At 63.7% G+C, this 11192-nt stretch carries 12 protein-coding genes; 7 read left to right on the top strand and 5 right to left on the bottom strand.

The features are described from left to right. Positions 1-31 precede the first annotated feature (31 nt). Together QB898_RS12675 and QB898_RS12670 are read right to left on the bottom strand one after the other, a co-directional pair. The gene (locus QB898_RS12675; protein WP_279525245.1) at positions 32-835 is read right to left on the bottom strand and encodes an ABC transporter substrate-binding protein; all 804 of its coding nucleotides are present in this window, start codon (positions 833-835) and stop codon (positions 32-34) included. Positions 836-976: 141 nt separating this feature from the next. Continuing rightward, positions 977-3067 carry a TonB-dependent receptor domain-containing protein gene (locus QB898_RS12670; protein ID WP_279525244.1) on the bottom strand — a complete coding sequence of 697 codons (2091 nt, stop codon included), beginning with the start codon at positions 3065-3067 and terminating at the stop codon, positions 977-979. A gap of 426 nt (positions 3068-3493) precedes the next feature. On the opposite strand from QB898_RS12670, the gene tsaA reads away from it, so the two are divergent. Both tsaA and QB898_RS12660 read left to right on the top strand, forming a co-directional pair. Beyond that, complete coding sequence (tsaA, locus tag QB898_RS12665) at positions 3494-3973, top strand: tRNA (N6-threonylcarbamoyladenosine(37)-N6)-methyltransferase TrmO (protein ID WP_279525243.1); 480 nt, start codon at positions 3494-3496, stop codon at positions 3971-3973. Positions 3974-4043: 70 nt separating this feature from the next. Continuing rightward, a complete protein-coding gene (locus QB898_RS12660) occupies positions 4044-4937 on the top strand; it encodes a LysR family transcriptional regulator (RefSeq protein ID WP_279525242.1) in 894 nt (297 codons plus the stop codon). A gap of 604 nt (positions 4938-5541) precedes the next feature. On the opposite strand, the gene QB898_RS12655 is transcribed toward QB898_RS12660, so the two are convergent. The 3 genes from QB898_RS12655 to QB898_RS12645 form a co-directional block, all read right to left on the bottom strand. Then, positions 5542-6348, bottom strand: a complete 807-nt coding sequence (locus QB898_RS12655; RefSeq protein WP_279525241.1) for a peptidylprolyl isomerase — start codon at positions 6346-6348, stop codon at positions 5542-5544. A gap of 133 nt (positions 6349-6481) precedes the next feature. Continuing rightward, positions 6482-6760, bottom strand: coding sequence for a BolA family protein (locus tag QB898_RS12650; protein WP_279525240.1), 279 nt, complete (start codon positions 6758-6760; stop codon positions 6482-6484). Then, a complete protein-coding gene (locus tag QB898_RS12645; protein WP_279525239.1) occupies positions 6757-7308 on the bottom strand; it encodes a septation protein A in 552 nt (183 codons plus the stop codon). Before QB898_RS12645 ends, QB898_RS12650 begins: the two co-directional genes overlap by 4 nt. Before the next feature lie 138 nt (positions 7309-7446). Between QB898_RS12645 and QB898_RS12640 the strand changes: the two genes are divergently transcribed. The 5 genes from QB898_RS12640 to QB898_RS12620 all read left to right on the top strand — a co-directional run. Continuing rightward, the gene (locus tag QB898_RS12640) at positions 7447-8481 is read left to right on the top strand and encodes a branched-chain amino acid ABC transporter permease (RefSeq protein ID WP_279525238.1); all 1035 of its coding nucleotides are present in this window, start codon (positions 7447-7449) and stop codon (positions 8479-8481) included. 389 nt (positions 8482-8870) lie between these two features. Next, entirely contained in the window at positions 8871-9722 is an 852-nt protein-coding gene (locus QB898_RS12635; RefSeq protein ID WP_279525237.1) for a peptidoglycan recognition protein family protein, read from the top strand. Continuing rightward, a complete protein-coding gene (locus QB898_RS12630; RefSeq protein ID WP_279525236.1) occupies positions 9716-10177 on the top strand; it encodes a hypothetical protein in 462 nt (153 codons plus the stop codon). Before QB898_RS12635 ends, QB898_RS12630 begins: the two co-directional genes overlap by 7 nt. Before the next feature lie 13 nt (positions 10178-10190). After that, complete coding sequence (locus QB898_RS12625; protein ID WP_279525235.1) at positions 10191-10685, top strand: hypothetical protein; 495 nt, start codon at positions 10191-10193, stop codon at positions 10683-10685. Between the two features lie 141 nt (positions 10686-10826). Then, the coding region (locus QB898_RS12620) for a hypothetical protein (RefSeq protein WP_279525234.1) at positions 10827-11192 on the top strand (366 nt) is incomplete at its 3' end.

Genomic DNA, 11192 nt, shown 5'->3' with positions numbered 1-11192 from the left:
CATTGCCATTGCGCAACAGTTTCAATAAACTTTAAGTAATTTGCTTTGTTTGATGAGGAGTACGACCGAGATGAACCGCCCTTCCCGTATCGCCCCGGCGCAGCGCGCCCAGCGCCAGCGATGGCTCCATGCGCACGAACACCAGCTCGCGCACGCGCGGCGCGCCCTGCCAGTGGCCCTCCACGGCGCTGAAGCGGTAGCGCCCGCCCGCCTTGTCGTAGCCGGTGACGCGGTAGGGGCCGCTGCCCACAACGCCCTGCATGCTCATGCGGCGCGGGTCGGCCAGCGGCGCGAACACGTGCCGGGGCAGGATGGGCAGCGTGGCCGCCAGCTGCGGCACGAAAGAGGCGCTGGGCCGCTTCAGCCGCACGCGCACGCGGCCGCCCGCCAGCGCGTCCACGCCCGCAACGGCGCTCACGTCCATGAAGGGATTGGGGTGCTGGCGGAAGTAGTCGAAGGTGAAGGCCACGTCGCCGGCGGTCACGGGCTGGCCGTCGTGCCAGCGCGCCTGCGGATGCAGCTCGAACTCCACGGCCAGGCGGTCTTCGCTTTCGCGCCACTGGCGCGCCAGGGTGGGCACAAGATGCCCCTGGCGGTCGCGCCACAGCAGCGAGTCGAACACCAGCATCGTCAGCGCGTAGCCCACGCCGTCGGGCGCGTGGGTGAAGGGCGAGGGCAGGCCGTGGTCGCCCCGCTCGTCAGCGATGGTGACGCGCTCGATGCGCCCAGTGCGCGCAGCAGGCGCGGCGGGCTGGGCCAGTGCGGCGGGCGGGCTGCCGCACAAGGCGGCCAGCAGCGTCAGGCAAAGAAGGCATTTTTTCGCTCTTGAATCCATAGCATGATGTCCTAGTGGAATGTGCGCAAGCGCCGTTTTCAAGCCCACGGATTTGCTCCTGTTTTCGATGCTTCCGGGCGCGCTCCAAGGCCCGGCCGCAAGGCGAGCGCAGGGCGCAAGGCGGGCTTTCGGAACCAGCGCTCAAAACTCGCGGCTGACGCTCACCGTCACGCTGCGGCCGCTGCCGGGAAAGAGGTTGATGCTGGGATTGGCGCGGTCGGCCACGACGAAGGTGCTGACGTAGCGCCTGCCCGTGAGGTTTTCGCCGCGCACCTGCACGCGCCAGGGGCCGCGCCGGTATTCGGCGCGCAGGCCCAGCAGGGCGTAGCGCCTTTGCGCGTAGCCGGGGGTGTTGGCGTGATCGACGTATTCATTCAGCGGCTGCCACAGCAGCGTCGGCCCCGCGCGCCAGCCGCCCGCGCGCCACAGCAGCTCGGCCTGGATGAAGTGCCGGGGCGCGCCCGCGATGCGCTTGCCCGCAAGCGGGCCGCCGCGAAAGCGGTAGTCGCTCCACGTCCATGCGGCGCGCCAGTCGAAAGCGCCGCCCGGCCAGCCTTCAGGCAGACCGTGCAGGCGCAAGCGGCCTTCCATGCCCGCTTCCAGGCCCTGGTGGCGCGTGCCGCCCGCGTAGTTGCGGGTGCTGGCCTGCAAGCCGCTTGCATCCGCCGTGCGCAGCAGCTCGCCCCGGATGGCGCTGCGGTAGAGCGCAAGCTGCCAGCGCGCATCCCAGGCCTGGCCGGGGCCGCCCAGGCGGCCTTCGGCGCCCGCTTCCACGGTGGTGGCGCGCTGCATGCCCAGCCGCGCCAGCGCCGTGGCGGCGCGCGCGGGGTTGTTTGCCGCCACGGAGCCGGTCACCAAGTCGGTGAAGGTGGGCGCTTCGTGGCTGCGGCTGAGGTTGGCGAACAGGCGCAGGTCTGCCCGGGGCCGCCAGATCAGGCCCGCCTTGGGCGTGGCGTAGCGCCAGCTTTGCCGCTGCGCGGCGGCGCTGGTGCGGCTTTGCGCGTTGCGGCGGCTGCGGGTGATGCGCAAATCGGCCGTGAGCGTCCAGCCAGGGGCCACGTCCACGTCCAGCCCGGCGCTGGCGCGCGCGTTTTCGGCCATCAAGTCAAAGCTGCCAAAGCGTTGCAGCAGCGCGCCCGTGCGCGGCTGGATGGAATGGAAGTCGCGCCCGGTGTCGCTGCGCTCCCACGCGGCGGCCAGCCGCCAGCGCCAGGCCGCCGAGGGCGTGAAAAAGCTCTGCCACTGCACGCCGCGCGTGCGGGCGCTCCAGAGGGCGGCGCGCACCATGTTTTGCTCTTGCACGTCGGTGTGCTGCCACCACAGGCCCAGCTCGTGGCGCAGGCGCTCGCCGCCCCAGCTGGTGCGGCTGGCGGCGCGCCACTGCCGCGCGTTGCGGTGAGGGTTGCGCTGGTAGAGGTTGAGCAGCCGGTCGCGCGGCGTGTTGCCGTCGCCCAGCACCTGGCTGGGGTCGCCATAGGCGCGGCCGGGCGGCAGCGGGCCGGCGATGTGGTAGCCCAGGTCCGTCCAGCCCAGCCACAGGCGGCTTTGCAGGCCGCCAGCGCCGCGCCAGCCCGCGTTGGCCTGCACGCTTTTGCGCTGGCCATCAGAGTGATGGCGAAAGCCCCGGTAGCGCTCGCCGCTGAAGCTCACGCGCGCATCCAGCCCGCTTTCGGCGCTGGCCGCGCCCAGGGCCGCCTGCCAGGCGCGCCGCCCGAAGCTGCCAGCCTGAAGCCGCGCCAGGCCGCGCCCGTCGTAGCCCGTGAGCGACTGAAAGTCCATCTCGCCGCCCAGCGACTCGCCAGCAGGCGAGCGCGCGTTCGCGCCCCGGCGGATGCTGATTTGCGCCGTGTTGCGCGGATCGGCCAGGCCGCTGACGTAAGTGCCGTCGGCGTCATTGAGCGGCAGGCCGTCGAGCAGCAGCGTCACGCCGCGATTGACCGGGTGGCTTTGCAGGCCGGAGCCGCGCACGTTCAGGCGCGGCGCGTCAAAGCCGCCGAACAGGTCTTGCACGATCACGCCCGGCTGCACGCCCAGCGCGTCGCGCAGGCCCGTCAGGCGCCCTTCGTCTTGCGGCAGCGCCAGCGCCGTGCCGCCCGCAATGCGCGCCAGCCGCCGCCGCTCGCGCGGCGCGGAAGGCGCCAGGGGCGAATCGCCGCTGGCCGCGCCCGCCGTGGCGCGCACCGTCACGCCCGGCAGTGCGCCGCCATCCGCAGCCTGCTGCGCTGCGGCCACGGGCAGCAGCGCCGCCAGCGCCGCGCCCCGCCAAAGGCGCGAAAAATGCCCATGCCCCGCCAGAGGCGCTCTCGTCTGCCAGCCTTTTATGTGAACCTGCCTTTACTCCATCTGCGTGCTTGTCACAAACGAAGGATTCGCGCTGCCAAAACAAGCGAATCATTCGCATCGCGCAAATGCTAGGAAGGCAAGGGCATGAAAGCAATTTGCATTTTCTGAAAGCGGCATTCAGAAAATCCGAGGCAGGCCGCGCTGCGGAAAAAGAAGCGAATCTGCCCGCCCGGAAAATGCCTTTTGCGCCCATCCGGCGGGGAGTCCGTGCTATGAATCAAAGAGCTGAAAACTGCGCGCTTTCGCAAAGGCTGAGGGCCGCCCCCGGCAGATTTGAATGGACGCGCCGCGCCCGGCCCGGCATAGTGCGGCGGCATGAACACGCCTGACTTGAATGACGCTTTCACGCTCCGCCCCATAGGCCGCGTGCGCACGCCCTGGCGGCAGTTGCAGGACTGCCCGCGCGGCGTGCGCGGCCTGGGCGAGCCGGCCTGGCTGGAAATTGACCCGGCTTTTGAAGACGCGCTGCTGGGCATTGAACAGGCCTCGCACCTGCACGTGCTGTACTGGCTGCACCAGGCGCCGCGCCAGACGCTGCGCAGGCCCACGCCGCATGACGGCGTGCTGCGCGGCGTGTTCGCCACGCGCTCGCCCCAGCGGCCCAACCCCATCGGCATGGCCGTCGCGCAGCGGCTGCGGCGCGAGGGCGCAAGGCTGCTCGTCAGCGGGCTGGACTGCCTGGACGGCACGCCGCTCATCGACATCAAGCCCTATCTGCCCCAGGCCGATTGCGTGCCCGGCGCCACGCTGGCGTGGCAGCCCGCCCCCGTCCCAGTTCCAGCCCCCGCGCCGTAAACCGCGCGCAAGCGCCCAGCCCCCAGGCGAAAGCCGCAAACCACACGCCGCGAACACCGGCCACAGGCTCATGGAAATCTATCAACTGCGCACCCTTTTGGCCGTGGCGCGCGAAGGCAGCATCACGCGCGCCTCCGAGCGGCTGTTTCTCAGCCAGCCCGCCATCAGCGCCCACATCAAGGCCATGGAAGACGAGCTGGGCATCGCCCTGTTCGAGCGCACGCCGCGCGGCATGAGCCTGACAGCCAATGGCGCGCAGCTGCTGGAGCGGGCCGGGCGCATCATGGCCCTGCACCGCGAGTTCATCGAAGAGGCGCGGCGCATCAAAGGCCGCATCAGCGGCCGCGTGCGCCTGGGCGCCATCCGCAACCCCAGCGCCCGCGTTCTGGGGCGGCTGCTGGCCCGACTCTCGCACGCCTGCCCTGACATCGAAGTGGCCCTCACGCACGGCACATCTGGCGAAATCGCGCGCGCCATACGCGGCGGCAGCCTGGACGCAGGCTTTTACGCCGAAGCGGGCGCGCCCGATGACAGCCTGCACGCCATCGAAGCCGGACGCTTTGCCGTGCGCCTGGCCGCGCCGCCGGGCTGGGCGGCCAACGCGGCCAGCCCCGACTGGCGCGCCCTGGCGGGCAGGCCCTGGATCTGCCCGCAGCCAGGCACCTGCTGCGGCCAGGTGCTGGACGAGTGGTTCGACAGCCAGGGCTTTCGCCCCGCCCGCATGGTGAGCATTGACCAGGAAAGCGTGACCGCCACGCTGATCGCCGGCGGCGTAGGCATCGGCCTGCTGCACGCCGAAACCGCCCAGCGCGCGCAGGCCAGGGGCGAAGCCGAACTGCTGGGCGGCCCCGTGCGCGAAGTCGCCCTGCTGTTCGCCTGCCTGCGCGAACGCCGGCAAGAGCCGCTCATCAGCGCCGCAATCAGCGCCGCGCGCGAGGCGGCGGCGCATGAAGGAGGCGCATGAAGGAGGGCGTGGAGGGGTTGCAGAAAGGCTGTTTTTGCTCTGTTTCCAATAGCATGATGCCCTGGTGGAAAGAGCGGGAAACGGCTTTTTACCCCCTCTGAATTCGCTCCTTTTTCTGATGCCCTTTTCCCTTTCCGACGTGCCCTGCCGCTTGCATTGATACCGCTCTGGCCGCCTGCGGTGAAGCGCCGCCCGTGATCACCGCCTGCACCACGCACGGCCATCGCTAACGCCTGAAGGCGGGCGCAGGCTGCGTTCTGCGCCAGGGCACGCGCCTGCGATGTTGAAAGATCCGCAGAAAAACAAGAGCGGATACAGCTCCCGGAAAACGGCTTTTGCGCCCATTCCATCAGGGCATCATGCTATGGATAGATGAGCGAGGTGCAAGCAAAACAGCCCGTCTGCCGTCTGCCTGTTGTCTGCAAACTGTCTGCGTCTTGCACATTCTGTTCCGCCCTTTGCGCGTCCACGGGCTGGCCGTGGCAAATCTCCAGGCGGCGAAAGCTTGCGCCTGAACCCCAAGGCAGTCACGGCCACGAAAAAGCGCCTGCGGGGCCGTGAAGCCCGCGCAGGCGCTGGAGTGGAAGAAACAAGGCGCTGGCGCTTATTCCACCTTGGCCTTTTCGCGCAGCTCTTCCTGGTATTTGGCGAGGTTCTGACGCTCCAGCTGCAGCACGACTTGCGGCTTGACCGCTTCAAACTTGGGCAGCTCGGGCGGCGTGGCTTTGCGCACGTCATCCAGGTGAATGATGTGGTAGCCGAACTGGGACTTGACCGGCTCCTGGGTGGTTTCGCCCTTTTTCAGCTTCTGCATGGCCTCTGAAAATTCCTTCACGTAGCTGGAAGGCGAGGCCCAGCCAAGGTCGCCGCCATTGGCGCCGGAGCCGGCGTCTTTGGATTGCTTTTTGGCGATGGCTTCAAATTTCTCGCCTTTTTTCAGCTTGGCGATGATGGCTTTGGCCTCGTCTTCCTTTTCCACCAGGATGTGGCGGGCCTTGTATTCCTGGTCGCTGGCAGATTCGCGCTGGAGCTTGGCAATGCGGTCGTATTCGGCGCGCGCCTGCTCGTCGCTGACGGGGTGGGTTTTCTGATAGTTGTCCATCAGCTCGGAGATGAGGATGCTCTCGCGCGCCATTTCCAGGCGCTTGGCGAATTCGGGCTTTTTGTCCAGGCCCAGTTTGGCGGCTTCCTGCAAATAGATTTCGCGCAGGATCAGCTCTTCTTTCATGATCTTGGTCACGTCATCGGGCACGGGGCGGCCCTGGCGCTTGGCCTGATCCTTGAATTGCGTGATCAGTTCATCCAGCCGGGCCTGCGGGATGGGTTTGCCGTTGATGACGGCCACGTTCTGGGCCAAAACGGGCGCGGCCAGCGCGCCTGCGATCAGGGCTGCAATCAGTTTTTTCTGCATTTGAAGCGGGGAAAGGTTGAAGAAAAAAGGAAAAGCGCCGCAGCAAGTGCGGGCACCGGATGACAACGCAAGCCAAGCTTAGGCTGCCAGAACCTGTTCGCGCTCACGGATAGACCATGAACAGGTTCCAGGTTCATGCGGTCAGTATTTCAATGGCAACCGCATGGACGCCCTCGCTATCGATATAAGGGCGCAGGGCATCATACACAAGGCGATGGCAGGCCACGCGGCTTTTGCCGGCAAAGGCGGGCGCGGCCAGGCGCACCAGAAAATGCGTGCCATAGCCGCTGCCGTTGGCCCCTGCGTGACCGGCGTGGCGCCAGCTTTCGTCCAGCACTTCAAGCGCAGTGGGGGCCAGGGCCTGGTGCAAGGTTTGCGCCATGCGGCGGGCCAGGGCGTCGGGGGCGTTCATGCGGGGGTGTCCTTTGTTTCCACATTCGTTTCCAGGTAGCGGGCCACGTAAAAGCCCTGACCCACGATGAAAATCAGCGGAAACACGAAGCCCCAGAGTTTGAAGCTGGCCCAGGCGTCGGTGCTGAAAAACAGCGCCACATAGCCGTTGAGCGCGGCCATGAACAGGCAGTAGGCCACCCAGCCCAGGCACAGCTTGCGCCACACGTTTTCAGGCAAGGCCAGCTGGCTGCCCAGCATCATTTGCAGAAAGTTGCGCCCAAAGCCCCAGAGCGCCGCAGCCAGGGTCAGCGCCATGCCCGCGTAAAGCACCGTGGGTTTCCACTTAATGAAACGTTCGTCTTGCAGCGCCAGCGTGAGCGCGCCAAACACCAGCACCAGCGCCAGCGTGGCCTTGTGCATGGCGCTGAGCTTTTTGTCCATCCAATACACCACCAGCATTTGCAGCGCGGTGGCGGCCATGAGCACGGCCGTGCCCACGTAAATGCCTTGCAGCTTGTAGGCAATGAAGAAAAAGACGAGGGGGAAGAAGTCAAGCAGGAATTTCATCAGGGCGCGGAGTGTAGAAGAGGCGCACGGCAGCCCGCAGGCCGTTCATAGAATCGCCGCCGCCTTCCGCACAGTCCAGCCAAGACCGCGCCCAAGTCCGAGTCTGCATCCGCATCCGCCACGCCCGTCTCCCGCTCCGTGTCCGCCCAATACCTGATCGTCACCTTGCTCAACGGCATCAGCTACGGCCTGCTGCTGTTCATGCTCAGTGCGGGGCTGACGCTCATCTTCAGCCTCATGGGCGTGCTCAATTTCGCCCATGCCAGCTTCTACATGCTGGGCGCGTATGCAGGCTGGTCGCTCGCGGGCTGGCTGGGCTTTGCGCCCGCGCTGGCGCTCGCGCCGCTGGCCGTGGGGCTGGCTGGCGCCGCGTTCGAGCGCTGGGTGCTGCGGCGCGTGCATGTCTTCGGGCATGTGCCCGAGCTGCTCGCAACCTTTGGCCTGGCCTACGTGGTGCAGGAAGCCGTGCAACTGGCCTGGGGGCGCGGGCCGCTGGAATTCGCCCCGCCCGCCTGGCTGCAAGGCGCGGCCTTCACGCTGGTCGGCCCTCCGCAACAGGGCCTGCTGGGCCTGCTAGAGCTGCAATGGGTTGCAGGCGCGGCCAGCGCCACGGTCTGCCAGACGGCCATCTGTACCCCTTTTGCCGCCATGCGCGCCTTCATGGCGGCCGTGGCGCTGGGCATGCTGGGCGCGCTGTGGCTGCTGCTGGCGCGCACGCGCCTGGGGCTGGTGGTGCAAGCCGCGCTCACGCACCCGCAGATGGCGCAGGCGCTGGGGCACAACGTGCCGCGCGTGTTCATGCTGGTATTTGGCTGCGGCGCGGCGCTGGCGGCGCTGGCGGGCGTGCTGGGCGGCAGCGCCTTCGTCACCGAGCCAGGCATGGCGCAGGCCCTTGGCCCCATCATCTTCGTCGTCGTCATGGTGGGCGGCCTGGGGTCGCTGGCCGGAGCGCTGGCCGCCTCGCTGCTCATCGGCCTGCTGCAAACCGCCGCCGTGGCCGTCAATGCCAGCGTGCTTGACGCGCTCCAGGCCCTGCATCTGGCTCCTGCCGCCAGCGACTCGCCCCTGCTGCGCCTGCCGCTGGCGCAAATCGCGCCCGTGCTGCCCTACCTGCTGCTGGTGCTGGTGCTGGCCATCCGCCCGCAAGGGCTGATGGGGCGCAGACAGGCATGAAGGCCCCGGGCAGGCAAGCGCAGCCAGCGTGAACGCCGTGGCCCCCAGGCTGATCCAGCCTGCCAGATGGCATCGAAAACAGGAGCAAATCTGAAGGGGTGAAATGCCATTTCGCGCAGATTCCACTAGGACATCCAGCTATAAATACAGGAGCTGAATGAGGCATGCTTTCTCCGTCTTCCCCTCCTCATTCCAAACCGCTTTTCCCCCTCAAAGCCTCCGCAAGAGCTGCGGCAAGAAAGCTGAACACCTGAAAACCACATAAAGCAACAAATAATATGTTTTTGCAGGCCAATCAATCGCAATGAAATATATTGATTGTGGTGATTTGGTATTACGTATATCCTTCGGCTTGCCCGAGTGTCAGGGTTTTCATCAAGGAGCAGGCCATGAACGGCATATCCAGCACCGCCTCCCGCAGCAGCCTTCAATCCCTGCCCGATGCGCCCCAGCCGCAGCCCACCGGCGCAGCCAGCCCGCAGCCAGCCTCCAGCCCTTCCACGCCCGGCAACAGCCAGACGCTCACGCGAATGGCGCGCGATGCCCGCCCGCCCTTGGCTGGCCAGCAGCAAGCCGCAGTGGCAAACGCCAAAGGCGCGGCAACCGGTGCCTCCCAGCTCAACATTGACGACAAAGGCCACGTCCAGCATGAAAGAGTGCTGCTGAAAACGGCGGCAGGGCGCGAAACCATCAGCCCGAAGATTGAGCGCAAGGAAATGCCCGAGGTGAATGGGTTGGTAATTCATCAGACAGATTCGCCCACAGTTTCATCTACCCTGAATAATTATGCAAAGGACAATGCCTATGGCGCTCATTTTCTGATTGACAAGGATGGAACCATTTACCAGACAGCTTCACTGAATAAAACATGCAATCATGTTGGAACACTCAAAAGCCGTTGTGCACATGAACAGACATGTTCACCGGGAGAAACGAAATTGAATCACAAATTCAACGCAAAAGCCGAAAACAAGCGTGAAATAGTCAAACAAGCTGGCGTTCGATATCCATCCAACAAGGATTCCATAGGGATTGAGCTGGTTGGAGATTCATTTCCCAAAGGACCGAATATTGATCAGAAAAAGGTCAAGTTTGAAATCGTTACTGATGCGCAAAATGAGTCCTTGCGCTGGCTGATCGAACAGTTGAAAAAGGAGTACAGGATTCCTGACTCCGAAGTGTTCAGGCATCCAGAAATTTCTTACAAGAATATCACTGAAGCCAGCACAGCAAAATGGTAAAAATCCATGCGCTAGGCATCATCCGCAGCATGCTGGCAGCAAGTTGTCTTGCCGCCAGTGTTTGTCATGCAAGTTGCATTCCTGCGGATGATGAAAACTTTGAGCCTGAAATGTGTGATGTCATGCTGCCGCCCATGGCGCATATTGACATAACCGATCATCACGGCGATGGAGTGGAAAGAGAGCCTGACTGCAATTCATTCAGGCCAGGCATCCCTGAAATATATCGCTTTTTTTCGAGAGCGAAATCCGTGAGCCAGCAAGCGTGGTCTCATGAGCTGACTTGGGTTTCCTGTTATGTATCGGGAACGGTGGTTTTCAAGGACGGCCGCAAAGGTTCGTGGCATGTGCGCGCATCGGCAATAGGCACAATAGACATCGAAGGTCCGGCGCCTGTGACTTTTCATCTTTATTGTCCTGATTGCCGTTTCCATCCATTTTGGTTAGGAGAGTAGCTTGCTCGTTTGCATGAAGCCTGTATTGGGCAGAATACGCTTTTTCGGCTGGACTGCTTGTTTGTCAGGCATTCTGGCCTTCAGCGTCTCGTCACCAGCCCAGCAGGTTTCTGATTCCTGTGTAGAAAGCATGGAGGACGATTTTGCCGAAGACACGATTCTGCTTTGTTCCTCTCCATTGCCCCCAGTCAAAACCATTCATATTGAAGGCAGCCGTGGCGATGGAAAAAAAGCCGGGGAACCAGATTGTGATACGTTTAGGCCAGATGTGGCGACAATAAGGCGTTATTTTTCAAAAGCGCGGTTTATTAATGAGCAGGACTGGATCCACAAACTTACATGGATTTCATGCAGGGTCTATGGCTCAATGATACTGGAGGACGGACGTAAAGCGTATTGGGGCATCAGTGCCAACCGTTCTGCGAGTGTTGTGATTGAAGGGCAGCCTGAACAGGATTTTTATTTATATTGCCCCGAAGCGGATTGCGATTTCCCGCCATTTTGGTAACAGGCGGCTGTTCCAACAATTGCATCCATGCGTAGCGTGAAGGCAATTTTTTCTAGAGACCATGACATGCACAAGCTTCAACTAACAGTTTTCCGCAAAACAGGTTCGGAAGCGCTGACAGTTCGATGGAGATAGATCATCATGAATTCCAAATGGCTAGTCTGCCTGCCTTTCATTCTGACGCCTAGCGCTTTGTCCTTGGCCCAAGAAATGCCTGTTCATGATGCCTGCGTAGATATATTGGAAGAGGACTTTGCAGACGACACGATCACGCTATGCCCCTCGTCACTGCCGCCCATCAAGACCATTCAGGTGGAACGTTATAGTGAGAGCAAAAAGGGATTAGGGGAGCCGGATTGCAATACATTTCATCCGGACGCCGCTACAGTGCGGCGCTATTTCTCAAAAGCGTGGCAAATTAGCCGCTGGGACTGGACGCATAAGCTAACCATGATTTCATGCAGCGCTTCTGGCTCCATGACGCTGGAAGATGGGCGCAAAGCGCGC

The sequence above is a fragment of the Ottowia cancrivicina genome (assembly GCF_029813755.1).
In the GTDB taxonomy this organism is placed as follows: domain Bacteria; phylum Pseudomonadota; class Gammaproteobacteria; order Burkholderiales; family Burkholderiaceae_C; genus Ottowia; species Ottowia massiliensis.
Note: the sequence above shows the minus strand (reverse complement) of the source record. Positions and strands in the feature narration are given on the sequence as shown.

Coding starts and splice junctions, on each gene's coding strand:
- QB898_RS12625 (WP_279525235.1), top strand. CDS start 10,191: ATGAAGCCTGTATTGGGCAGAATACGCTTTTTCGGCTGGACTGCTTGT.
- QB898_RS12645 (WP_279525239.1), bottom strand. CDS start 7,308: ATGAAATTCCTGCTTGACTTCTTCCCCCTCGTCTTTTTCTTCATTGCC.
- QB898_RS12655 (WP_279525241.1), bottom strand. CDS start 6,348: ATGCAGAAAAAACTGATTGCAGCCCTGATCGCAGGCGCGCTGGCCGCG.
- tsaA (WP_279525243.1), top strand. CDS start 3,494: ATGAACACGCCTGACTTGAATGACGCTTTCACGCTCCGCCCCATAGGC.
- QB898_RS12650 (WP_279525240.1), bottom strand. CDS start 6,760: ATGAACGCCCCCGACGCCCTGGCCCGCCGCATGGCGCAAACCTTGCAC.
- QB898_RS12660 (WP_279525242.1), top strand. CDS start 4,044: ATGGAAATCTATCAACTGCGCACCCTTTTGGCCGTGGCGCGCGAAGGC.
- QB898_RS12675 (WP_279525245.1), bottom strand. CDS start 835: ATGGATTCAAGAGCGAAAAAATGCCTTCTTTGCCTGACGCTGCTGGCC.
- QB898_RS12635 (WP_279525237.1), top strand. CDS start 8,871: ATGAACGGCATATCCAGCACCGCCTCCCGCAGCAGCCTTCAATCCCTG.
- QB898_RS12630 (WP_279525236.1), top strand. CDS start 9,716: ATGGTAAAAATCCATGCGCTAGGCATCATCCGCAGCATGCTGGCAGCA.